Source organism: Paenibacillus polysaccharolyticus (genome assembly GCF_023714295.1).
GTDB classification, from domain to species: Bacteria; Bacillota; Bacilli; order Paenibacillales; family Paenibacillaceae; genus Paenibacillus; species Paenibacillus polysaccharolyticus_A.
Window position 1 is genome coordinate 1,029,369 of the sequence record NZ_JAMAUN010000001.1, and the last position, 25,109, is coordinate 1,054,477.

At 45.0% G+C, this 25,109-nt stretch carries 20 protein-coding genes; 18 read left to right on the forward strand and 2 right to left on the reverse strand.

Going from position 1 to position 25,109, the window contains the following annotated elements:
* The first annotated feature begins 12 nt into the window (after positions 1–12).
* The 13 genes from M3629_RS05040 to M3629_RS05100 all read left to right on the forward strand — a co-directional run bounded on the left by M3629_RS05040 (position 13) and on the right by M3629_RS05100 (position 18,357).
* The gene (locus M3629_RS05040; protein WP_251503137.1) at positions 13–501 is read left to right on the forward strand and encodes a DinB family protein; all 489 of its coding nucleotides are present in this window, start codon (positions 13–15) and stop codon (positions 499–501) included.
* On the forward strand, positions 498–1,433 hold the full coding sequence (locus M3629_RS05045; RefSeq protein ID WP_251503138.1) for an acetamidase/formamidase family protein: 936 nt from the start codon (positions 498–500) through the stop codon (positions 1,431–1,433). The genes M3629_RS05040 and M3629_RS05045 overlap by 4 nt, the downstream gene beginning before the upstream one ends.
* Before the next feature lie 499 nt (positions 1,434–1,932).
* On the forward strand, positions 1,933–3,324 hold the full coding sequence (locus M3629_RS05050; protein WP_251503139.1) for an extracellular solute-binding protein: 1,392 nt from the start codon (positions 1,933–1,935) through the stop codon (positions 3,322–3,324).
* Between the two features lie 90 nt (positions 3,325–3,414).
* On the forward strand, positions 3,415–4,824 hold the full coding sequence (locus M3629_RS05055) for an ABC transporter substrate-binding protein (RefSeq protein ID WP_251503140.1): 1,410 nt from the start codon (positions 3,415–3,417) through the stop codon (positions 4,822–4,824).
* Positions 4,825–4,971: 147 nt separating this feature from the next.
* On the forward strand, positions 4,972–7,845 hold the full coding sequence (locus M3629_RS05060) for an extracellular solute-binding protein (RefSeq protein ID WP_435368194.1): 2,874 nt from the start codon (positions 4,972–4,974) through the stop codon (positions 7,843–7,845).
* A gap of 72 nt (positions 7,846–7,917) precedes the next feature.
* Positions 7,918–8,823, forward strand: a complete 906-nt coding sequence (locus M3629_RS05065; protein WP_240037208.1) for a carbohydrate ABC transporter permease — start codon at positions 7,918–7,920, stop codon at positions 8,821–8,823.
* Positions 8,824–8,826: 3 nt separating this feature from the next.
* On the forward strand, positions 8,827–9,690 hold the full coding sequence (locus tag M3629_RS05070) for a carbohydrate ABC transporter permease (protein WP_251503142.1): 864 nt from the start codon (positions 8,827–8,829) through the stop codon (positions 9,688–9,690).
* 17 nt (positions 9,691–9,707) lie between these two features.
* Positions 9,708–11,147 carry a gluconolactonase gene (locus M3629_RS05075; RefSeq protein ID WP_251503143.1) on the forward strand — a complete coding sequence of 480 codons (1,440 nt, stop codon included), beginning with the start codon at positions 9,708–9,710 and terminating at the stop codon, positions 11,145–11,147.
* Positions 11,134–11,757: a Yip1 family protein gene (locus M3629_RS05080; RefSeq protein ID WP_251503144.1), complete on the forward strand. Its 624-nt coding sequence runs from the start codon at positions 11,134–11,136 to the stop codon at positions 11,755–11,757. Before M3629_RS05075 ends, M3629_RS05080 begins: the two co-directional genes overlap by 14 nt.
* Before the next feature lie 22 nt (positions 11,758–11,779).
* Complete coding sequence (locus M3629_RS05085) at positions 11,780–14,446, forward strand: DUF5696 domain-containing protein (RefSeq protein WP_251503145.1); 2,667 nt, start codon at positions 11,780–11,782, stop codon at positions 14,444–14,446.
* Positions 14,443–15,342, forward strand: coding sequence for a carbohydrate ABC transporter permease (locus tag M3629_RS05090; protein WP_090920925.1), 900 nt, complete (start codon positions 14,443–14,445; stop codon positions 15,340–15,342). The genes M3629_RS05085 and M3629_RS05090 overlap by 4 nt, the downstream gene beginning before the upstream one ends.
* Before the next feature lie 257 nt (positions 15,343–15,599).
* Entirely contained in the window at positions 15,600–16,613 is a 1,014-nt protein-coding gene (locus M3629_RS05095) for a carbohydrate ABC transporter permease (RefSeq protein ID WP_251503146.1), read from the forward strand.
* 175 nt (positions 16,614–16,788) lie between these two features.
* Entirely contained in the window at positions 16,789–18,357 is a 1,569-nt protein-coding gene (locus M3629_RS05100) for a glycoside hydrolase (RefSeq protein ID WP_251503147.1), read from the forward strand.
* Positions 18,358–18,453: 96 nt separating this feature from the next.
* On the opposite strand, the gene M3629_RS05105 is transcribed toward M3629_RS05100, so the two are convergent.
* Both M3629_RS05105 and M3629_RS05110 read right to left on the reverse strand, forming a co-directional pair.
* Entirely contained in the window at positions 18,454–18,768 is a 315-nt protein-coding gene (locus M3629_RS05105; protein WP_251503148.1) for a cupin domain-containing protein, read from the reverse strand.
* Between the two features lie 110 nt (positions 18,769–18,878).
* A complete protein-coding gene (locus M3629_RS05110; RefSeq protein ID WP_251503149.1) occupies positions 18,879–19,706 on the reverse strand; it encodes a helix-turn-helix domain-containing protein in 828 nt (275 codons plus the stop codon).
* 374 nt (positions 19,707–20,080) lie between these two features.
* Between M3629_RS05110 and M3629_RS05115 the strand changes: the two genes are divergently transcribed.
* The 5 genes from M3629_RS05115 (at position 20,081) to M3629_RS05135 (ending at position 25,089) form a co-directional block, all read left to right on the forward strand.
* Positions 20,081–20,857: a class I SAM-dependent methyltransferase gene (locus tag M3629_RS05115; RefSeq protein WP_251503150.1), complete on the forward strand. Its 777-nt coding sequence runs from the start codon at positions 20,081–20,083 to the stop codon at positions 20,855–20,857.
* Positions 20,858–20,900: 43 nt separating this feature from the next.
* Entirely contained in the window at positions 20,901–21,725 is an 825-nt protein-coding gene (locus M3629_RS05120; RefSeq protein ID WP_251503151.1) for a methyltransferase domain-containing protein, read from the forward strand.
* 138 nt (positions 21,726–21,863) lie between these two features.
* Complete coding sequence (locus M3629_RS05125; RefSeq protein WP_251503152.1) at positions 21,864–22,316, forward strand: GNAT family N-acetyltransferase; 453 nt, start codon at positions 21,864–21,866, stop codon at positions 22,314–22,316.
* Between the two features lie 597 nt (positions 22,317–22,913).
* Positions 22,914–23,795, forward strand: coding sequence for an AraC family transcriptional regulator (locus M3629_RS05130; RefSeq protein WP_154983809.1), 882 nt, complete (start codon positions 22,914–22,916; stop codon positions 23,793–23,795).
* A 22-nt stretch (positions 23,796–23,817) separates the two neighbouring features.
* Complete coding sequence (locus M3629_RS05135; RefSeq protein ID WP_251503153.1) at positions 23,818–25,089, forward strand: ABC transporter substrate-binding protein; 1,272 nt, start codon at positions 23,818–23,820, stop codon at positions 25,087–25,089.
* Positions 25,090–25,109: the final 20 nt, after the last annotated feature.

Here is a 25,109-nt window from a genome sequence, read left to right on the forward strand (position 1 = left end):
GGGAAGTAGATTATGAATAAAGAAATGGAACATTTGCTTCAAGCTTTTGAAGAATGGACGCTATTTGTCAAAACATTGAGTCGTCTCGAAGAAAAGATATGGAATTCCAGTCTGGAAAAAGGAAAGTGGACGATCAAATCCATCGTAAGCCATATGATGTTATGGGATCGATATTTTTATAAGGAAGCGATTGAGAAGATTGCCCTGAATCAGCAGATTACGTTGAAGCATCTGGATTTTGATGAGTTTAATCGTAAAGCTGTGGAGTACGGGAACCGCACAGAGCCGTCCGAAATTGTCGACAAGGCGATCACTTACCGTCACAAAATTATGAATGATATTCGAGGGTTATCGGAGGAACAGCTTTATCAACGATATGTGGATCCAGAGAACAAGGATAATGTATTTTACATTCCCCAATACCTTAAAGATTTTATATGGCATGACCAGCATCATATGGAGCCGTTAAAACAATATCTGGCCGGGGAGGGATTGTTGTGAGTATTCATACGATTACATTAGCTCAGGAAAATCTGATCGGTTCATTTACCAATGAGGTAGCACCTATATTAAATATAAAGTCAGGTGATTCCATCCGCTTTCAGACGTTAGATGCGGGTTGGGGTACGGGCAAGAGTTATGCGGAACGGATAAAACCTTTTCCACGACAAGGTGAAAAAGATGGAGGTCACGCCTTAATTGGTCCAATTTATATTGAAGAAGCGAAGCAGGGCACAACGTTAGAGATCATTTTCAATGAGATCATACCGGGCAGTTACGGGTTTACTTCCGCAGGAGGATATCCGAACTGGCAGAATCAAAAATTGCATCTAACAGAGGTCGATGAACTGTCGCTGAATTGGACACTTGATCAACAAGCAATGAGTGCTTCTTGTGAAGTGCGGGGAAAAAAATACTGCGTATCCTTAAATCCATTTATGGGTGTCGTGGGCATGCCGCCAGAATCAGGCGGAATTCATACGACGTGGCCGCCGCGATATTGTGGAGGGAATATGGACTGCAAGGAACTTGTACAGGGAAGTAAGTTATATTTGCCTATTCCAGTAGACGGGGGTTATCTTGCGATCGGTGACGGTCATGCACGGCAAGGCGATGGGGAAGTCAGCTGTCAAGCGATTGAATGTGCTATGGAGCTTGTAGAAATCACAGTGAATGTCATAGATGATATAAAGCTGACCAATCCACGTGCGCATACGCCTTCTGGATGGATTACCTTTGGTTTTGATGAGGACTTGAATGAAGCAACGGTTCAAGCGTTGGATGGCATGTTAGGCCTGATGGGCGAGTTATATGGCCTGGAGCGGGTAGAAGCGATTGCGCTGGGAAGCGCAGTGATTGATTTGCGTATCACGCAAATTGTGAATGGTGTGAAGGGCGTGCACGCTTTTTTGCCTCATGATGCATTTAAGTAATTATAATACGCAGCAACACCTCGGGCAGATTGTTGTGTCTATGAAAGTATGAATATAAGGCATTCGGCAAATCAACTCGGCTTGAAGACTTTACTGTTTGTTCTTTCTCAAACTAGAACCCCAAAACCAATCATATATGAAGCCCTCCAAGCTGCTATTTCGTTTGATGCTAGAGGATTCTGATGGTTTCCCCCCTTTAAGTGTTATGTTTTCCTGAAATTATGCGGAATGAAATAGTGATGATCAAAATATTCTAAATAATAACAGAATATGTATTGACCCAAGGCTTTTCATGATACTATAATGAAATGGGTTTCATGAAATCCGTTTCATTAACTCCTAACAATTTCGTAAGCGCTTTCTGTTGAAGGGGGTTGGCAGGTTTTCAAGTTCCCATCCGTGACAGCCTTGTGATGAATTAAGTCACTCGAGGAAGTCATCCAAGTATGATGCAAGCTTGATTCATCTTTATCTAACTTTGAGGGGGAGCGTGTGAAAGATGAAGTTTGTGAGAAAGAAGAGGTTCAGCCTGTTGGTGATATTCACTCTACTGGTAACCATTATTGCTGGTTGCAGTGGTGGAAGTACACCATCTGATACAGCGACCCAGCCACCGGCGGATAAAAACAAAGAAGCGGCAGTCGAACCTGTACAGGAAAAACAGGAGCCTAAGGTGGATTTGAACGGCAGAGCTGTCCGCATATCGAACTGGTGGGATGCATCTCCCAAGGGAGATTCGGAGGCAGATGAGCGCGCTCGAGAACGAATCAAAAATGTAGAAGAGAAATACAACGTTAAAATTTCTTACTTGAATACAGATTACGGAGCAACATCCGAGAAAATTTCTTCATCCGTAATGGCGAATGAACCTTTTGCAGAGATTGTACGTGTGCCTGACGGCAATATTTGGGGTCTTATGCAGGGCGGATTCCTTACACCACTGGACGAATATCTGAAGGATACGCAGATCAAGCCGGATGTCATCGATTCGATGCGATTCGGCAGTGATAAAGTATATGGGCTGACGGGTTGGTATACCCCGAATGACAGCGGAATGTTTTACAACAAACGAATCTTTAAGGAAGCTGGTTTGAAAGATCCGCAGCAATTAATGGAAGAGGATAACTGGAACTGGGATACGATGCTGGATGCAGCCAAGAAGCTAACCGTAGATAAAAACGGTGATGGCAAGACGGATCAGTATGGTCTGTCGGGTGCGTACTATGTATTTCATGAAATGCTAATCGGAAGTAACGGCGGCAAGATGTATGACGAGGCAACGCAAAAGGCAGCGTTTGATTCACCTGAATCTTTGGAAGCGCTTAACTTTTTGTATAGTCTTTACAATGACCACAAAGTTGTGAAGGCTAACGCTGGTAATGATTGGGAAGATCCATCCAAATTCTTTTCAGAAGGTAATATTGCGATGTACCCTGGGGGATTATGGGAAGTCGAAGGCCGTATTCTGGATAAGTTAAAAGACGACTGGGGTTATGTTTACATGCCTAAAGGTCCAAAAGCAAAAACGTATCTGGATACAGTCAACAGTACAGAAAGTTTTGTTATTCCTAAGGGCGTAAAGGATGCCGATATCATCGTGAAAATTTGGGAAGAGCTTCAGGACTTTGACAACTGGCAGGATAATCACCGTCTGTGGTTAGAAAACATTTTGCCTGACGAAGCTTCCATTGCTAACGCCATGAATGACAACGGGCAGGTTGAACGCGTATACGGCGCCCGTGCCGGAGGACTAGGGGTTAAGGAAGCTCTTGGCAGTGTAACCGAAAAGTTTGTGAAAGGTGAAGTGACTCCATCTACAGGTGTAGCTCAGGTCATTGGACCTGCACAGGCAGGAATTCAGAAAGTACTGAAAGGTGAACAAGGCAAATAAGGAATGACCTAAGGCACGTCGAGTTGAATCTGATGTTTCTTTTATGGAATTAGCAGTAAAGGAAATTCATTTACTTAAGGGAGGCAACCCATGTTGAAAAAATTGATTTCTAACCAAATCATGTTCATCGTTTTGTTTGCCGCTTTGATTATGCTTTTGTCTGCATGTAGTGCTTCTAATGATAAACCAGCCGAGCCTGTTGCGACTAAACCAGCTGAGACGGAGACTAACACCACACCTGCCAAGGAAGAAGAGAAGGAAGAGGCGGCGCCAGCTCCTGATTTGAACGGACGGGTCATTCGCATATCTCACTGGTGGGATGCTACTCCCAAAGGAGATTCGGAGTCAGATGAACTGGCGCGTGAGCGGATCAAAATGGTGGAAGAAAAATATAACGTGAAAATCAAGTATTTAAATACAGAATACTGGTCTACATCTGAAAAACTGTCTTCCTCCGTGCTTGCGAACGAGCCTTTTGCGGAAATTGTCCGCATTCCTGATGGTTTCATCTGGGGACTTATGCATGGTGGATTCCTGACCCCGCTGGATGATTATCTCAAAGACACTCGGGTCGAGAAGGATGTTGTGGACTCGATGCGCTTTGGCGGTGACAAGGTGTATGGTCTCGAAAGCTGGTATACACCGAATGAAAGTGGCTTGTTTTATAACAAACGGATTTTCAAGGAAGCGGGCTTGAAAGACCCACAGCAGTTAATGGATGAGGATAACTGGAACTGGAATACGATGCTAGATGCAGCCAAAAAGTTAACCGTTGACCGCAATGGTGACGGTAAGATGGATCAGTACGGTCTCGCTGGAGCGCATTACGTACTTTCGGAGATGCTGATCGCGAGCAACGGTGGCAAACTGTACGATGAGCAGACAGGCAAAGTGACGTTTAATTCTCCCGAAGCTATGGAAGCGCTCAACTTCCTGCATAGCTTGTACACCGAGCATAAAGTGATCAAAGCCAATGGAGGCAACGACTGGGAAGATCCAGCCAAATATTTCGGAGAAGGCACGATTGCAATGTATCCTGGTGGACTCTGGGAGGTTGAAGGCCGGATCGTAGATAAGCTGAAGGATGAGTGGGGATATGTTTATATGCCTAAGGGCCCTAAAGCGAACTCTTACTATGAACCATTCGGTCAGACGGCAGCTTATGTTATTCCGAAAGGCGTTAAGGATGCAGATGTGATCGTGAAGATCTGGGAAGATCTGCAAGACTTTGATAACTGGCAGGATAACCGCAGACTGTCTCTTGAAAATATTTTACCGGATGAAACTTCAATCGCGAATGCGATGAATGATGATGGCAAGGTACAACGTTTGTTTGGCGGACGCTTCGGCGGTCTGGGCATCAAAGAGCAATTGGACAGCGTAACCGAGAAATTTGTTAAAGGTGAAATTACACCTTCTACAGGTATTGCACAAGTTATTGCACCTGCTCAGGCTGCGGTGAAAAAAGTGCTAAGCGGAGAGCAAGAAAAGAAAAAATAATGGATATAAGTTGACGGCCTCATATCTGTTCTCGGTTAGCCGGGAAACAAATTTGCGGGCCGTCCATCTGATTACGTTTACGAGAGTCAGTTAAAGGAGGGGCATTGGGTGAAATTCACATTATCCCGAGTGACGATTGTCGTCGTCATGGTCATGCTCGTCGTGGTGTATGCGATATTCAGTTCCGGTGCGAGCGGTAATTCCAAATCCGGAAATCGAACATCAGATCCGAGCCGTGTGATGCCGATATCGGAGTCTGCTGCGGAGGGTAGCTATGATTATTACCTGCAGCAACACCAGAACGAGAAGCGGCCTTCAAGGGAAATTGTCATTCAGGGAGCAGATTACACAGCTGCTGAAGGAATGAAACCAGAGATGATCACAGAGCTCGGCGGCGAAACGGGCAAGTTCATACGAACAGAGGAAAGTGGTTCCATGCAGTGGGACGTGGATGTTCCGGAATCCGGGATGTATCACATGACGTTGCGTTATTACCCGATTCAAGGAAAGAGCTCTGCCATCGAACGCGAGTTATGGATTGATGGGAAGATCCCTTTCAACAGTGCACGCAACATGAGCTTTCATCGGGTTTGGGTCAATGAAAAATCCGAGATTGAGCAAGACAATAGAGGCAATGACTTGCGTCCGCGTCAGATTGAAGCACCCATGTGGCAGGAGTCCATCCTGAGAGATAAAGAAGGCTATTATGAAGAGCCGTACCAGTTTTATTTTTCAGCAGGGAAACACTCCATAAAGCTTGTATCAACGCGGGAACCGATGGTCATTGATTCGATCAAGCTACATCATTACGAAGAACCGCCTTCCTATGCGGAACTGAAGCAGGAGTACGAATCGAAAGGATACGCGGAAACAAGCGGACACTTGATCAAAGTTCAAGGGGAACAGGCAGCAACCAAGTCATCACCGACGTTGTATCCGATTACAGATCGATCCAGCACCTCAACGGAACCGTATGATGTTTCCAAGATCAGAATGAACACCATTGGCGGAAACAACTGGCGTGTGCCAGGGCAATGGATTGCATGGGAAATGGATGTGCCGGAGGATGGTTTATATAAAATTGCGATCAAAGGCAGACAGGAATTGCTGAGAGGCATTTATTCCACGCGCTCGCTGCAGATTGATAACCAAACGCCATTCAAAGAAATGATGCAGATTCCATTCTTCTATGATTCGGATTGGCAGATGCATGTGCTTGGCAGTGAAGAAGAGCCTTATTTATTTTATTTAACCAAAGGAAAACATGATTTACGGCTTGAGGTCAGTCTTGGGGCCATTGCGCCTTTGATTCGCCAGGTTGAAGCCAGCGTGCTTGAAATCAATGCGATGTACCGAAAAATTCTGATGATTACAGGAAATGTTCCTGACCCGTATCGGGATTATCAATTAGAGAAACAGATTCCAGATATGGTGGAAGTATTTCATAAGCAAAGCGATATCTTGAATGCGGTTTCTGAAGAGTTGATTCGTCTAACAGGAGAAAAGAGTGACAAAACTGCGATTTTGAATAAAACCGCTTATCAGTTGGCCGATCTGGCCGACAAACCGGAAACGGTTCAGAAACGGTTGTCTCAATTCAAAATTAACGTCGGAAGTGTCGGTTCTTGGCTTCTGGAAGTCCGGGAGCAACCGCTGGAAATTGACTATCTGCTCTTAGCTTCCCCTGATGAGAAGTTGCCAAACGCAAATGATTCGGCCTTCCGTAAAGCCGGACATGAGGTTTCGTCTTTCTTCCATTCTTTCTTCGAAGATTACGACACCATCGGTAGCACAGCGGATGAAGATAAATCCGTTACCGTCTGGATTGGTACAGGCCGAGACCAGGCGCAGGTATTAAAAGCGATGATTGATGACACGTTTACACCGCTGACAGGCATTAGTGTCAATCTCAAGCTGGTCAATGCCGACGTGTTGCTCCGCGCCTCCCTTGCAGGAGAAGGACCGGATGTGGCGATGCAAGTAGGCAATGATGTGCCGGTTAACTTCGGCATGCGGCATGCGGCAGAGGATCTGTCTACGTATCCGGGGTACCACGAATTGATCAAACAGTTCAGGGACAGTGCCATGGTTCCTTATCAATTTGAGGATCAAGTATTTGCCCTGCCGGAACAGCAAATATTCAATATGTTATTTTACCGGAAAGATATTCTGGAACAGCTTGACCTTGAGCCGCCGCAGACGTGGGAAGATGTGTATGCCATGATTCCGGTGCTGCAGAAGCATAACATGGAAATGGCACTGCCGCTTGCTCAAACCACAGGTGTACCGGTACTCGAAGTAAACCGGGCGTATGCAATGCTGCTCTACCAAATGGGTGGTTCATTCTATTTAGACCAAGGTGCCAGAAGTGGTATGGATACGGAAACGGGGCTGGAAGCGTTCAAAGAATGGACGAATTTTTATACCAGTTATAAACTTCCGCTCACCTTTGATTTCCCGATGCGCTTTAGAACAGGTGAAATGCCAGTGGGCATTATGGATTACACCTTCTACAACTATTTGTCTGTATCTGCGCCAGAGATCAAAGGATTATGGGAGTTTATCCCGGTTCCAGGAATCAAGCAGAAGGACGGAAGCATCAAACGGGATGTGGCTAGTGGTGGCACGGCGACGGTCATGCTGAAACAATCCAAACATAAGGATGCGGCATGGGAATTCATGAAATGGTGGGTTAGTAAGGATGCACAAGTTCGATTCGGAAGGGAAATGGAAGGTCTGATGGGAGCTGCGGCGCGCTATCCGACAGCCAACATTGAAGCATTACAGGAATTGCCTTGGCCAATCCGCGATTATCGCAGTTTGGAAGAACAATGGGAGTGGGTGCAGGGCGTGCCTGAAGTGCCTGGAGGTTACTTTACAGGTCGCCATCTGGACAATGCCTTGCGTGAGGTCGTGAATAACGGTACCAATTCCACGGATGCCATCTATGATTATGTGCAGGAAATTAACTACGAAATTCAGCAGAAACGAAAAGAGTTTAAATTGGACGGAATGCGCTAGGGAGGGACTCTTTTGCAAAAGACAGAAATGGTGAACAAAACCGGTTCTCGGCCCAAGCGCACGCCTGCCGGCATGCCGGGAAAATGGGAACTCTTTGTCAGAGATATGAAGCGGGATAAACATCTGTATGTTCTACTATCTCCGTATATGTTGTTGTTTTTACTATTTACCGTGTTTCCCGTCATCATCTCCATTTTCTTCAGCTTTACTAACTTCAATATGCTGGAGTTTCCGCAATGGGTCGGCTGGGAGAACTATTCCAAGCTGCTCTGGAATGATGATGTGTTCTTGATTGGTCTCAAAAATACAATTATTTTCTCGGTGGTCACCGGCCCAATCAGTTACATCGCTTGTTTTGTATTCGCGTGGCTGATTAATGAGCTGAATCCCAAGGTGAGAGCCTTTATGACCCTGATCTTTTTTGCACCTTCAATTTCGGGAAATGTGTTCTTTATTTGGCAAATTATTTTCTCCGGGGATTCGTACGGCATTATGAACGGTTTCTTGATGAAAACAGGCATTCTTTACGAACCGATCCTGTGGCTTCAAGATCCGAAATATATGCTGGCGATCATCATGCTAGTGCAGCTGTGGCTCAGCTTGGGAACCAGTTTCCTGGCGTTCATCGCCGGTTTGCAGACCGTGGATCGTACGCTGTATGAAGCAGGAGCAATCGATGGGGTACAAAATCGCTGGCAGGAGTTATGGTACATTACGCTGCCTTCGATGCGGCCTCAGTTGATGTTTGGTGCGGTCATTCAGATTACTGCGTCCTTGGCGGTTGCCGAAGTTGCTACGGCGCTAGCAGGGTTCCCAAGTGTGCAGTACGGTGCCCATACGATCGTCACTCACTTGATGGATTACGGAACGATCCGCTTCGAAATGGGTTACGCGTCTGCTATTGCAACGGTGTTATTCGGTCTGATGCTGGGTTCCAACCTGCTTGTACAAAAGCTTCTGAAGAGAGTGGGGGAATAGCAGATGAAAATAGCCCTGCGTATGAAACGAAAAATCAACCGATCCTGGCAGGTCGACATCCTGCTGTTCCTGCTACTTGGCGGATTTGGCGCGTTTATGGCGGTTCCGCTCATCTATGTCATTAATAATGCGTTTAAACCGCTGGATGAGCTGTTCATATTTCCGCCAACCCTGTTTGTTCGGAATCCGACGTTTGAGAACTTTTCGGATTTGTTTCAGGTGATGAAAAATTCATGGGTTCCCTTCTCAAGATACATTTTTAATACGGTGTTTATTACGGCGGCGGGCACATTCGGTCATATCATGCTGGCCTCGGCCGCAGCATACCCACTGGCAAAACACAAGTTTCGCGGACATAAGATTTTGTTCACGGTAATCGTCTTGTCGTTGATGTTTTCGCCACATGTCACGGCCATTCCGAACTATATGATCATGTCGACACTCGGCTGGCTTGATTCGTATCAAGCAATCATTATCCCGGCCTTTGCTTATCCGCTGGGTTTGTATCTAATGAAGCAGTTTATGGAGCAAATCCCGGATGCACTGCTTGAAGCGGCAAAAATGGATGGTGCGAGCGAATACCGAATTTTTTTCCAGGTCGTTATGCCGCTCGTTAAACCGGCGTGGTTAACGCTACTGATCCTGATGATGCAGATGTTATGGGGAACGGATGGCGGCAGTTTCATCTACAGTGAACAACTCAAAACGATGCACTATGCCATGGGACAGATTGTGCAAGGGGGAATTGCTCGTGCAGGGGTAGGCGCTGCCGTGGCTGTCATCATGATGACGGTGCCAATCGTGACGTTTGTACTATCGCAGAGCAATGTCATTCAAACGATGGCTTCATCCGGCATGAAGGATTAAGGGAGAGGGTGTTACAGATGAGAGTGAAATCATGGCTAATCGTTCTGGTAGCTTCCCTGCTGATTGCCGGATTAGGACATAATCAGGCTCATGCGGCACCGTATGAGGGATATACCTACAACTATTGGGGAGATTCGGTAAAGTCACCGATTGCGTTTCTTCCCTCCAGAGTAATCACAGGGGATGAGGCCGGAACAGGAGCATGGCAGTCTCCGCTGGATTTATATGCTGCGAAAGATGGCTTGCTCTATATTCTGGATTCAGGCAATGGACGGATCGTTGTCTTAAACGAGAAATGGGAAGCGGTTCGGGTCATACAAGATTTTAAACATGACGGTAAACAGGATAGCTTTAACAATCCGGAGGGAATCTTTGTGACGGAAGCAGGTCAAATCTACGTTGCGGATACCGAAAACAGACGAATCGTGGAGTTGAATCACGATGGTACTTTTGTGCGTGCCATCGGTGCACCAGAGTCGGATGTGCTTAGTGATACGTTTGAATACTTTCCTCGCAAGGTTATCGTGGACAAAGCTGGACGGATCTACGTGGTTGGTCGCGGGGTCTTTGAAGGACTGATTGAGTTCGACAGTGACGGACGTTTCACCGGATTTATGGGTACCAATCGAGTGCAATTCGATCCGGTCGACCTGTTCTGGAAAACCGTATCTACCAAGGAACAACGGGAGAAAATGGTGCGGTTTATCCCGCTGGAGTTCAACAACGCGGACATCGATGACGGCGGTTTTATCTACACCACAACAGCGGATAAAAACTCGCTTTCTTCCGTCAAAAGATTGAATCCGTCCGGTATTGACGTACTTCGGGTCAACGGTGAATTTGCACCGGTCGGAGACTTGACCTTCAATCGCTCTTCCTTCGTGGATATCAAGGTGTCCAGTAACGGTGTCTATCGTGCGCTGGATTCAACTAGAGGACGGGTGTTCACGTATAACGAGGACGGTAATCTCCTCTATGTCATAGGTCAGCTTGGTAATCAGATCGGTACGTTCAAAAACCCGGTCGCTATTGAGAGCCACGGGGACGCTATCTACGTACTGGATCGGGATCTCGGCCGGATTACGGAGTTCAAGGCGACAACGTTTGGAAGCCTGGTTAACGAAGCCAATCGGTTGTACAGCTCTGGCAAACATACGGAAGCCGCGAAGTTATGGCAAGAGGTGTTGCGCCTTGACGCGAACTATGAGATGGCCTATATCGGTATCGGCAAATCGATGCTGCGAGAAGGGAAGTACAAGGACGCAATGACCTATCTGAAGTTAGGGAATGACCGCGAATACTATTCCAAAGCTTTAGCGAAATATCGGAGAGAATACATGCGTGAATATTTCGGGATGTACATGACTGTAGCAATTGCCTTGCTAATCAGCGTCATCGTCTGGCGCAGGATCGCCAGGACAAGGAATGAGAGGGGGGTCAGAGATGTCGCTAATTAAGGAACTCAAATACTCTCTGCATGTCGCGGTACGTCCTTTTGACGGATACTGGGATTTGAAATATGAAAATAAAGGCAGATTGCGCGTTGCATTGTTAGTGCTTCTGGCTGTCACGATAACGATGATCTTGAAGCGACAGTTTGCAGGGTATGTTGTCAATAATAACTATCCACTTTCACTTAACAGTATTAACGAGTTCAAGTATATCGTACTCCCTTTTCTGCTCTGGTGTATTTCCAATTGGTCGCTGACTACGCTGATGGACGGTGAGGGCAAGTTCAAAGACATCTTGATTGCTACAGGATATGCGATGCTTCCGCTTATTCTGGTCAACATTCCTAATATTTTGCTCAGTAATGTGATTACGCTGCGCGAATCTTCTTTCTATTACTTGCTGGATTCGTTCGGTGTCATCTGGTTTGTGTGGCTGCTGTTTATCGGAACCAAGACAGTACATCAATACTCGGTCATGAAAACGATTATGACCATGCTGCTTACGCTTGTAGTAATGGGTGTTGTGATTTTCCTGGGCTTGCTTTTTTTTAGCCTGATCCAGCAAATTATCAGTTTCGGTTATACCCTCTTTCAAGAGATTACACTGCGCGAATAGGAGAAGAAAGGAGGTGCCTGATATGAGAAAAAAGCGTACCGCATTGGCAGCGGCTATCCTCATCGCAAGCTTGTTCATGTCTCAAAATGTCAATTATGCGGAATCCGTATCGGAACGGGTGGCAACCACATCTGGCGATTCACAAGAGACGAGTAAGAATACGTCTGCTGAGTCGTCTGAAACACAACAAAGTCCTTCGGAGCAGGTGAAGGCGGATGCTTCACGTGAGGGAGAAGAGCAGTCTGCTGCGACCAGCTCAGGCGCGAAGGCAGCATCTACAAATCAACAGAATAAGGAAGCGGTAGCTGTTGCTGAGGGGATGGAAGCTGTTGCGGAAAAGGACGGCCTGATCCTGTATCTAAAGCCGGAAACGACAGAGATTGCGGTCAAGGACAAGAAGAATGGTGCCATGTGGTTTTCCAATCCACAGGATCGTGAAGCAGATGCCATTGCGACCGGATATAACAAATCCCAGCTGAATGTGCAGTTTGAATTGACGTATTACGATAATACGGGCAATGCGCTCAAATACGATAATTTTACGCACAGTGTAGAGAGTGGTCAGTTTGAAGTTGAAAAAGTAGAGGACGGCCTCAACATCGTATACACACTGGGTGAAGTCAAAAGTGATATTGAAGCTATCCCTAAATATATTAGCGAGGAACGCTTTAACACGTTGATTCTCGCGAAACTGGAAGAAAAAGACCAGAAAGAAATCGAGAAGCGCTTTAAGTACGATGAGAAGAACAAACGTTTTGAGAGACGGGACTCTTCTCTGAAAGGCGTAGGTTTGTCCAAAGTCACCCGAATTTTCGAGTCTATCGGTTATGATGAGGCACAGATCGCAATAGATAAAGCGGCCTACGGCGAAGAGGAAAACGTGAGCACAAGTGTCGTTGTACCTGTTCACTATCGGCTGGAGCAAGGACGACTGCGTGTATCCATCCCGGAGAACGGAATCCAGTATCCAGATACGATGAAAATTCAATCGTTGTCCCTGCTGCCGTTTTTCGGAGCCAGCGGGCCGAAGGATGAAGGATATAGCTTGGTGCCGGATGGATCAGGATCACTGATTTATTTTAATAACAAAAAAACGTCTGTATCCCCATACAGTACAGTGCTGTATGGTAGCGATCATGCCGTGAACCAGCTCACCCAGATTCAGAAAGAACAGAAGGCAAGAATGCCTGTGTTCGGTATGAGTTATGGAGACAAAGGTTACCTTGCGGTCATCGATAAAGGTGATGCGGTTGCGTCTGTTGAGGCGGATGTCAGCGGCAGATTGAATCAGTACAACACCGTACATTCAAGCTTTGCCCTGAGCAGCATGGAAGAGGTTACCCTGACGAACGGCTGGCGTTCCAGCACAGTCAAACGGTTTCAGGCACAGCCTTTTCATAACGAGATGGCTGTCGTGTATGAGTTCCTCGGAGCCGAGGATGCGAGTTATTCAGGCATGGCCTCGACTTACCGGGAGTATCTGACGGAGCAGAAGAAACTCACCCGTTTAGGCGACGATGCGGAAATGCCTTTCTATGTCGAACTGATTGGTGGCATTCCGAAGAAAAAATTCTTCCTGGGTATCCCGTACAATGCCTATGAACCTCTGACGACGTTTGAAGAGGCACAGGATATTTTAAAAGAAATGCAAAGCCTAGGCGTGCAAGATATCCAGCTTCGGTACTCGGGGTGGTTTGGCGGAGGCATTCATCATAATATGCCGAAGTCCATCGATGTTGATAAAAAGCTGGGTGGCGCTAAAGGTTTGCAAAGCCTGCAGGCCTACGCACAAGAGAATGGTTTTGGATTATATCCGGACGTATCCTTCCTGGAGGCATTCCCGGAAGCGAAAGGATTCAAGAAATCGTATGCTTCACGCCAAATTACGGGGAAACTTGCGCAGTTGTTCCCGTACCGTATCTCCACTTTTGCACAGGACGATGAAGTCCCTCCGGGGTATGTCCTGAGTCCGGAAGCGGTGCCGGGCATTGTGAATGGATTTTTGCAAGATTTTAAAGGGAATGGACTTACAGGTCTGTCGCTCCGAGACTTAGGCGACCAGCTGAATTCCGACTTCAACCGCGCTAAGGTGATCAATCGCGAGCAGGCCAAACAGGTTGTAATAAAGCAGCTTGAGAAGGTGCGCAGCTCGGACGTATCGCTTCTTGTGGAGGGCGGCAATAGTTATGCGATTCCCTATGCCAGACATATTGTTGACGCACCTGTGAGCAACAGCGGGTTTAACATCACCGATGAAGCGGTTCCTTTTTTCCAACTGGTCTATCACGGCTACGTGCAATATACAGGGCAGGCATGGAATATGGCGGATGATCAGGATTCCCATGTACAGATGCTACGGGCGATCGAAACCGGATCAGCACCGTATTACACGTGGTTCTACGCAGATCCATCTGCGATCAAACTGACAAGTTTTGACGCGTTATATTCAGCCGATTATCGGCGCTGGATTCAAGAATCAGCAGAGCGATACAAGGAACTGCGGAACGTGTTGCAAGATGTACAGAACCAAACGATTGTTAAACATGAGAAGCTAAGTAGTGGTGTTTATCAAACGACTTACGAAAAAGGCAAAACGGTCATTGTGAATTACAACGATGCTGCTGTGGAGTGGAATGGCATACGTGTGGCAGCGAAGAGCTACTGGGTAGGAGGTGACATGCCGGAATGAAACTTAAGAAATTATCCCTAGAGCAAAAAAACAGATATTACGGTTTGTATTTCATCCTGCCTTGGTTCATCGGTTTCCTGTTACTTTTCATGGTGCCGCTGATCTCTTCGTTCCGATACAGTCTGAGCAATCTGCAGGTGTCTAATGAAGGGTTTACGCTGGAGTTTATTGGTTTGGCGAATTTCCGTGAGGCGTTATTCTCTCATGAATCCTATGTGAGGATGTTGACGGAATCTGTAATCAATATTGTCGTGAATACACCTTTAATTATTATTTTCAGCCTATTTTTTGCGGTGATTTTGAATCAGAAGTTTCATGGAAGGGTGCTGGCGAGGGCGATTTTTTTCCTTCCGGTTATTCTGGCTTCGGGTATTATTGCGAGTATCGAAAACGGGGATTTGATGCAATCCGTTGTACGTAGTGCCAACGATATGACGGGCGGTGGACTGTCCGTGATGAAAAATCTGGATCTGACCATTATGTTGCTTGAATCAGGTATGAGTCCGATTCTGGTCGAATATCTGACAGGTGCGGTTAGCCGGATTTACGAAATTGTCAGTCAATCAGGCGTTCAGATTCTGATTTTCCTTGCCGGTCTGCAGTCGATTTCTCCATCGCTGTATGAAGCAGCGAAAATCGAAGGGTCTACGGGCTATGAAGCCTTTTGGAAAATTACGTTCCCGATGCTGAGCCCGCTGATTCTGACCAATCTGGTGTATACCATCGTGGATAGCTTCATCAGTGATCAGACGAGTCGGCTTGTGGTAGATACGGCCTTCAAAAGCTTTAACTTTGGGCTCAGTGCGGCGATGTCCTGGATGTATTTTGCTGTGATTGCACTGATCCTGTGGGTAACGACCGCGCTAGTGTCCCGCAAGGTCTTTTATCAAAACTAGCTATATAAGTTAAACTAATTTTTTTACACAAAAACGGAGAGGACAGAAAAAACCTGGAAAAGCGGAGCTGAAAGCTTTCTGAAAGAAAGCTACATCGGAAGCATAGGCTTCGCCTTTATCACCGGATTTTCACCTTTTATTAAAGGTAATCAAAGAAATCTGGGGATAACAGCGATTGAAAGGTTATTCTGTCATCAGAGTGAATGTGTAAACATCTTTGGTTTAGCTTATGTAGAACAAGGAAAAGGAGGCCTGACATGAAGACAGAAACCGCAGCAGGGCAACCGCCAGCGAAAAAGGAATGGCTGCATCGCCTGGGTTCCACGGCCTACTGGTTTGAAGCGATCAAGAAGTGGGCGTGGATTCTGGTTCGATTTGTCTTGATCTTTGGCATTTCATTTGTGATTCTATATCCGATTTTATTGAAAATATCGATATCCTTTAAAAGCATGTCCGATCTGTATGACCCAACGGTGATCTGGATTCCGCGTACGTTTACGCTCGAAAATTTTAAGCTGGTCTTCACGGCGATGAACTATCCTAGTGTGTTAATGAACACCTTATGGTTATCCTCTGCGGTGATGCTTCTGCAAACGATAACCTGTGTGCTAGCCGGCTATGGGTTTGCAAGAATCAAGTTCAGAGGCAGTGGTTTGTTGTTTGCTGCCGTCATCTTTACCATTCTGGTGCCTACACAGACGATCATGATTCCGCTCTATCTGAATTTTAAGAATTTTGATGTGATGGGTTTAATCGAGCTGTTTCGTGGCAGTCCTGCTAATCTGATCAACACATACTGGCCGTTTCTAATCTCCGCAGCACTCGGTATGGGTGTGAAAACAGGTCTGTACGTCTACATTTTCCGCCAGTTCTTTAGAGGTATTCCGCGTGAGATTGAAGAGGCTGCCTACGTGGATGGTGCAGGATATTTCAAAACGTTTGGACGTATTATTTTGCCTAACGCGATCCCTTCAATGGTTACGGTCATGTTGTTCTCGTTCGTATGGCAATGGAATGACTCCTTCTTCACCAATATGTATTTGAATGAACCTAAAGTGATGTCATCGATGATGTCATCCTCGGGCTTTACCATTGCGACGTATCTAACGGGCGGAGGCCAGGCTGCGGCATCTTATACACAAGACCCGTTTTTCATGTCCATGATGATGAATACGAGTGTGCTGATGGCGATTCTGCCGCTGATTATCATTTATCTGTTCGTTCAGCGTCATTTCGTGGAGAGTGTGGAACGTTCCGGTCTTGTGGGATAAAAGGATTCAGAGTGGAGAACAGAAGGAGAATAAGTCCTTCATGACTGGAGAAGGATACTGAATTTGTAAAACGTTAAGAGACTGCCCACATCGATGGCAGTCTCTAACCCATAGCTATTTAACAGTGTATGGTGCAAAGACCTGCAAAGATAGATCAGGAAGAGGAGGATGAGGAATGCAAAGAGATAACCCGAAATCAAAGGATAGGCTGGATGCACAAGTCACGATTGATGGAAATACATGTTATCAGAGCATAGACAATTTTGGCGCGTCGGATGCGTGGTCGATGGAACCGCTAGGGAAGCATTGGAGCGAGGAAAACAAGGCGCAAATCGCCGATCTGTTATTTTCCAGGGAGCGAGGCATCGGGTTGTCCGCATGGCGTTTTAACATAGGCGCAGGTTCAACAGAAACCGATCAGGATCGAATTCCCGACCCTTGGAGAAGAGCCGAAGCTTTCAGAATATCAGAGGAGCACGAGTATGACTGGAGTAAACAGTCGGGCCAACAGTGGTTCCTTCAAGCCGCGCGTGATCGGGGAGTTGGGACACTTATCGCATTTGTAAATAGCCCACCGGTATGGATGACCAAAAATGGGCATGCCCAGCCTGATCTTGAAGTGGGTTCGACGAATCTGAAACCGGAGTATAATGGAAAGTTCGCGTCGTATCTAATTGATGTTTTATCGTATTTCAAGGGAAAAGGACTTGCTTTTGACTATATTAGCCCGATCAACGAGCCGACTTGGGACTGGAATCAGTCTTGGCAGGAGGGAAATCGTTATAATAATGATGATCTGAAGCAAGTGATTCTGGAATTATATCGCCAGTTACAGCAGACCGATTTGCAGACACGGATCAGTGCACCGGACGGTGTGGAAATTACGGCGCTCTTGGACGACGAATACTATCGTCAGTTTGCGGGAAGTAGAACGTATTCCAGCGGCGCTAACAAGCTGGGTACAGGGAAGTATCGGGAATACATAAAGGATATGATCGGTGATCCTGAGGTGAAAGAAGCGATAGGAAATAAAATGGCTTCTCATTCATACTGGTCTGACTACAGTAATCCGGGGGATGATCGGTTAGTCAGATTGAGGCAATTGCTGCACACGAACATGAAGCATTACGATGAAGAGAGCAAGTACTGGGTGACGGAATATTGCATTCTGGGGGATTATGGCCCTGGACGTGATTTGGGGATCGAGCCTGCGCTTCATGTGGCAAGAACGATTCACTTTGATCTGGTGGAAGCGAACGCGGCAGCATGGCAATGGTGGACAGCGGTTTCCAAAGTAGATTACAAAGATGGATTAATCTATACGGATTTTAATGAACCTGGCGATGAGCAAAATATTCTGACCTCGAAGATGCTGTGGGTACTCGGTAACTATAGTCGATTTATTCGGCCTGGTGCGAAGCGAATCGATTTGACCGGACTCGGTGAGGAAGCTGACAGCGGTTTGTTAGGTTCTGCATATGTTCATGAGGGAGAGCAAACCGTGACGACCGTTTTTGTAAATCATGGTGAACATGACAAATGCGTGCAACTAGACCTTCATGAGCTAGGATTAAATGAACGAATTACGACAATGCAGTCTTACGTAACCAACGCGGAACTGGATCTGGTTTGTCAGGAGAGAGTTACCGCAGCGGAAGAAGAACAATCTTTTATCGTGAACATTCCAGGGAAATCGGTCGTGACCGTCACTGGCTGTGTACAGAAAGTGGAAAGTAAAGAGTAAGAGCTTCACTTCATATTGCCCATGACATCATGAAGCTTGAACCATGCAGAAGTGTGTGATTAAGCTGAAAGTTTGTCATGGGCTTTTAATTAATAATTAAAGTTCTTTAGGCTCCATCAGCATAATATGGCATTCACTCTCGGCAGAGGGCTTGATTTCGAGTCCTTTAGGAACGATAAACATTTCGCCTTTAGCAATTCTCACTTGTCGATCACGCAGATCAATGATCATTACGCCTTCGAGCACAAAAAAAACTTTATCTGTTTCTTCATGAGCGTGCCATTCGTATTCCCCAATCATTTTAACAAGTTTGAATTGATACTCATTCATCCCACCAATGTATTTCGGAGACCAAAACTCCGTAAATTTAGTAAGCTCCTGCATTGGTTTTATAATTTGATATTGGTTCATAATTCCTCCTTTTATTAGCTAGGGGTTTGTTGCCTGATTAAAGATGTTTTTTAACCTTGTCTATAAGTATATAAATTTCATTAGCCATCTAAAATAGATACCTGTTGAAATCAGAATGGATTATTGATGAATTGATGACGATATGCAGCAGGAGAACAGCCCACCTGTTTTTTAAATACTCTGCTAAAATAATAGGCATCATGGATACCTACTGCTTGGGCAATATGTTGTATCGTGGCTTGGCTTTTAAGCAGTAACTTTTTGGCTCTTTCAATACGGTATTGGGATAAATATTCACCTGGCCCCATATCCGAATGTCTTCTAAAGACATAAGAGATTCGATTGCGATTAACACCAAATTGTTCTGCAAGTGATGCAACGCTATGATCTAAGTGATAGTTTTGATGGATATAGTGGGAAATCTGCTCAAACAAGTCAGAAGAGTCATGTTGATTTTGTCCCTGTGCAGCAGACAGGAGGGCTTCATTAAGTACATTGCGAAATAACATTTCAGTTTGAAACCGCGAAAGACCTCCGCACTGATTATATACTTGCCAGAGTTGCAGAATGAGTTCTTTAAGGCGGGGAGATTGTCCCGTTGGTAATTCAAAATGCTGATTGGAAAAGCTTGATTTTTCAAGTTGCGAACCATATGTCTCGTATAAAACAAGAATGTATTCCCAATTGGAGTTGTGGAATGTTTTCTTGGCCAGTTTCATTCTGGCACCACCGTGTACTACCTTTCCTGGCGAAAGAATATAAGGCATTTCATTGAATTGAAATTGTATCTTTCCTGTGAGAGGAAACACAAATCCTGGATAAGAATCGGTGTAGTCAGCGTGTGGCACCCCGCGAAATTGGGTATATCGATAGATTCCTTTAACTTGAAAAGGAGTATAAGCAAAATGCTCTGCTAACTGATTAACGTCTATGTTCACAAGACCTGCCCCGTTTCAAATATGTTTAACATGCTCGGAGAGCAATGATGAGTACTTTTACATTATTGATAACCGTTATCAATGTCAAGCAGGCTTCTGAAGGAGGAGATTGAAGAACGCAAACAGCTAAACGCCAAATTGCTTGGGATGATGGTCCAGATCCTTTTCCCCATTGCTCATCTGTCAGCTTCCCGAAAAAGGATGGGGATATTTTCATCGGAACACCTCGATCCATTTTAGTAACTGGTGAACTAGAAACAGGATCATTCCATTATTGAGAGGTTTGTTCGGATATGTTCAACAATAATAAAATATGGTAAGTTTTAGTCAATCAAAAAGAGTGAAATAATGTTAGCAAAATGGAGGCGGATACCATGGAAAACAAAGAAACATTTAATCTCGTAGCGAGTGAATATGAGCGTTACAGACCTGTCTATCCGAGCGAAATGTTTGATGATATTTTTACATATGCGAAGCTTGATAAGCAAGATTCCATTCTTGAAGTTGGTTGCGGAACAGGGCAGGCCACTGGTGGTTTGGTGAGTAAGGACTACACCAACATTACGTGTATTGAATTAGGTAGCAATTTGGCACAGTTTACCGCAGATAAATTCAGATCGTATCCATCCATTCAAGTGATCAACACTTCGTTTGAGGAATGGAATGAAGAAGGAAAGCTTTTCAAGTTGATGGTGTCAGGGACAGCCTTTCATTTTATTGATCCAGAGATCGGCTACCGCAGGGCCTGGGAAGTGCTTGAGGATGAGGGATGCATAGGTTTTTTTTGGACCATTCATGTTCCTGGCTACGACCAGCTGCATCGAGAAATACGTGCGCATTACATTGCGCTAGCCCCTCATTTGGATGATTCTCAATATTCTTCGCCTGATGAAGTCATTCAGGAGCGCAAAGAAATAACGGAGCGTTCGGGCTTGTTCACAGACATTAAGGTCAAGGAATATAACTGGATACAGTCCTGTTCGAGCGATGAATATGTCGCACTTTTAAATACAAATTCCAAGCATCAGCAGCTTTCTGAGGATGTTCGGAGTACGCTTTTGGAGAGAATCAAACGTTCAATAGATCTTGCAGGTGGAACGATAGACAAATATCACATGGTTGCTCTTTTTTTAGGTAGAAAAAAAGTGTAAAAATACAGGTTCTATCATTTTAATCAAGAGGAGGAAAAGGAATATGACTGACCCGCGTTCAACTTACAATATCCAAACCGCAGTATTAAGTTTCGAAGATGAATTAGAGAGGTTAAAGATGCAAGCCGGCATGGGTTGGTTCAAAGAATTTCGTAATCTGGCGTGGTATGGGCTGAAAAATGGAATGCGTGTATTAGAGGTCGGAAGCGGACCCGGCTACATCACAGAACAATTATTGAACAGTCTACCGGGCAGCGAGATTACCTCGCTTGAGATAGATCGTACGTTACAAGCGCAAGCCAAAGAACGGCTGAAGGACGTTTCTTCGGAGCGACTGCAATTTGTGGAATCTTCCATTTATCAGATGGATCTGCCGGATAACTCCTTTGATTTTGTGGTGGCTAGGCTGATTTTTCTTCACCTGAACAATCCGATCGAAGCTGCGCAAGAAATTTATCGTGTGCTCAAGCCTGGTGGCCGGCTGGCCATTATTGATGTTGACGATGGTGTTTTTGGGGCAGTGAGTCCAGATATACCGGTGCTATATACCGTATTAATGAAAATCGCGGGCTATGTAGCCCAACATGGCGGTAATCGGTTAATTGGCAGAAGTTTGCCGCGGCTCCTCTCTGAGAGTGGATACATTGATGTTGACATTGATGCGGTTGTGCAACACAGCGACATCATCGGTATAGAGGGTTTCAAGCAACAATTCAATCTCCAGCGTTTTGTACATTTTGTTGAAAAGGGGATCATTAGCCGGGAGGAGTTTGCCCAGTTACAGCGAGCTTTCGAAGCTATAAATCATTCGCCAGAAGCCTATGCCATGATGAATTTTATTACCGCTTGCGGCACGAAGCCATTGTAAGGGTTATGAGGGACTTAGAGAGATACAGCGAACGCCAGCAGTCTGTACCTAAATCTACGTGAAAGGAGTGATGCAGTATGAGTAAACAGTTGAATATGTGCATTAGAAAACGAAGAAAACCATTAGGAGGATTTTTAAATGACTATTCAGGTTAGAACGGTTTCGATGGATGATTGGTTTGCTTGTACTCAATTACAGGTAAGTGAAGAACAGAAAAAGGCGTTCCCTGCACCCGTGGTATATTGGTTGGCTGAGTCCAGGTTTGTCACTGACTTTCAACCCATGGCCATCTACAAGGACTTAGATTTGGTAGGTTTTGCAGTATACTCCGATCAAGAGCATGACGAGGGTGATTATTGGCTGCCTGCTTTGATGATTGATAGTAAATATCAGGGTAGAGGATATGGAAAAGAAGCGCTTCGTGCTTTGATTCAAAGGATGCAAAAGACACTAAACTGCAAACGCATTCTAATTGGACATAGGCCTGATAATCACGTTGCCGGCGCCTTATACGAATCTCTTGGTTTTCAGCGGATCAGTGAGCAACTTATCGATGGTGAGGTTGTTCGAGCTCTGAAATTCGGCATATAAAGGGTTTGAATAACGTCTTTATGATGGATTGAACCCATGAGCCTCAACTTGTTTAGAGAGGAGGGACAGACGAAGATGAACATATTCAAAAGGCTGACCTTTTGGTTAGTCCTTTTCTCATTACTGGTATGTTTCAATAACCTAACGGGCAATGACGATAAAAACATTTTGATATATTTAACGAATCCATTCAATCCACTATTAAACCGCTGGCTAACAGACATCAATATGAACCCGGAGACAACGTACTTGTTTAAACCTCTCATTTGTGGATTACATCTACTCTTTTGGACAGCATTGGGTCTGATTATTGATAAATTAATAAAGAAGGATAACATCAGGAAACAAACCGGGAGGTAATATTCAATAATGGTTGATCAACCACGTCGTAGACTAAGAGCTATGGCGTGTTTTTTATTTCCAGCATTTAGATGGTTGAGATCCTTTGGAATCATTTGCAACAATTGTGATCAACAATACAGCAATATAGTTCATATTAGTTCGAAATATCTGTGATACAATTCATTGTAAAGCGCTATCATTACAAATGATTAAACTATATTGCTATTTGTATTCAGAGAAGGGAGATCTTTATTGATGTTAACTATACACACCCCGACGAATATGGCATTGCAGGAAAATGAAGTTTATGTGCGCTCGGAAGCTGACAATTTTCAGGATGAATGGCCCATTCATACACATAACGGGTATGAGATTCATTATTTCATCCAAGGGGATGCAACCTTCTTAATCGGTGATCGAATCTATAAGCCGAAGCCCGGGGATATGTTTATTTTCAGAGGTGGAGTTCCTCATCGAATTAATCCTTCGAGAGAGATTGTGTACAAGCGAAGTTTTGTTAATTTTACGGAAATATTGCTATTAGATATGCTCGAACTTAGTCAATTAGAAAATCTGATGTCTATTTTCCGTCACCCCGACGGTTTATTGGTACATTGGTCCCCGGAGGAGCGTGAATACATCTCAAGTACATTTAAAGGGATTAAAGAGGAGATGGATGCCCGAAGTGCGGGATGCAAAACGATGGTTAAATTGATTCTTACTCAGTTGCTACTGCGGATTTATCGAAAAATGACTACGGAGCAATCTGTCGATCCGATTCTGATTTCCTCACAGAAGCAGTCCAGTGTGAGCCGCGTTCTTCATTATTTGAACCAAAATTATGCGGAGAATGTTTCGCTCGATGAACTGTCCAAAACGCTACATTTGAATAAATATTATATTTGTCATTCTTTTAAAGAAACAACGGGATATACGATCAGCAATTATGTCATACGAAAAAGGGTGGCAGAGGCCAAAAAGCTGTTGCTATCTACCGATGCACCGATTTTGTCTATATCCGAGACATTAGGCTTCAATACACCTGTGTATTTCAGCAGAGCATTCAAACAATACGTGGGTGTTTCTCCACAGTTGTTCCGTAAAAACGAATTGCTTCATGTATCCCAAAATCATTAATTCTTCTTAAGGAGAGGTTAAAATGACAAGAAAAACATGGTTTAAGATGAGCATCAGCGTGTTACTGACAGCTGTGCTCATCCTGCTGAGTGCTTGTGGAAGTGCGGGTAACAACGCTAATGGGAAACAAAAATCTCTTGATTTCTTATGGTTCTCAGATGGGAAAGAAGGAGAAGTCATCAAGGAGATTATTAAAGAATACGAGCAAAGTAATAGCAACGTAAAAATCAATCTGATTGAAGTTGGCTTCAAGGATATCCAAACCAAGTTGAAAACGATGTTATCTGGAGGCAAACCACCAGCCTTGAGTAGGGTGACGGATACGGGGTCTTTTGCCAATCAGGCTGTTGATCTTACCCCTTATGTACAGAATGCGGAACAATTCCAAGATCAATTTATCGACTCGCTTAAACCTTACTATGTTATGGATAACAAACTGGTAGCCGCACCGATGGATGTTACAGCAAATGGATTGATTTATAACAAAACCTTGTTTGATAAAGCCGGTGTCAAGGTGCCAACTTCTCCAGATGAAGTATGGACTTGGGATGAATATATCGCTGCATTAAAGCAGGTGATGGACAAAGGCGGAGCACGGTATGGCATGGTTTGGGATGTCACTCCCCACCGGTGGTCTACGCTGTTGTACCAGAATGGCGGAAGCATCTTGACAGAGGATGGCAGTGCTGCGGCGATTAACAGTGAAGCTGGAATTCGCTCCATGGAGATGTTCAAACAGCTTCATCAAGAGGGTATCATGCCTGAATCGGTGTGGCTGGGTGGAGAAAATCCGAACAACTTGTTCCGTTCCGGAACGGTAGCGGCGCACTGGGCTGGCAACTGGATGATTAGCAATTATAAGGATATTACCGACTTCGAATGGGGTGTCACCTACATGCCAAAAGGAACGCAGCGTTCTTCCGTACCCGGAGGGAAGTTCCTTATGGCCTTTAAGGGCAGCGGACAGGAAGAGGAAACTGCAAAGTTTATTGAATATTTGACGTCCAAGGAAGTGAATTCCAAATATAATCAGGAGTCCTTGTTCATGAGTCCGAGGAAGGACAGTTCCACACTGAATTATGAATTTGGCAAGGAGATGTTTGAAATATTCTCGGATGAACTGAAAAACAGTTCGCCTCTTGCAGCGAATGATTGGTCCAGACAAACGCTTATATCCAAGATTTCTACGGATTTGAAAAATCATATTATGGACGTGTTATCCGATAAAGCAACCCCGCAGGATGCATTGGATCAGATGGCTAAGCAGATCAATGAAGCCATTGCCAGTCAATAAGGTCTAAACCAAACACAAAG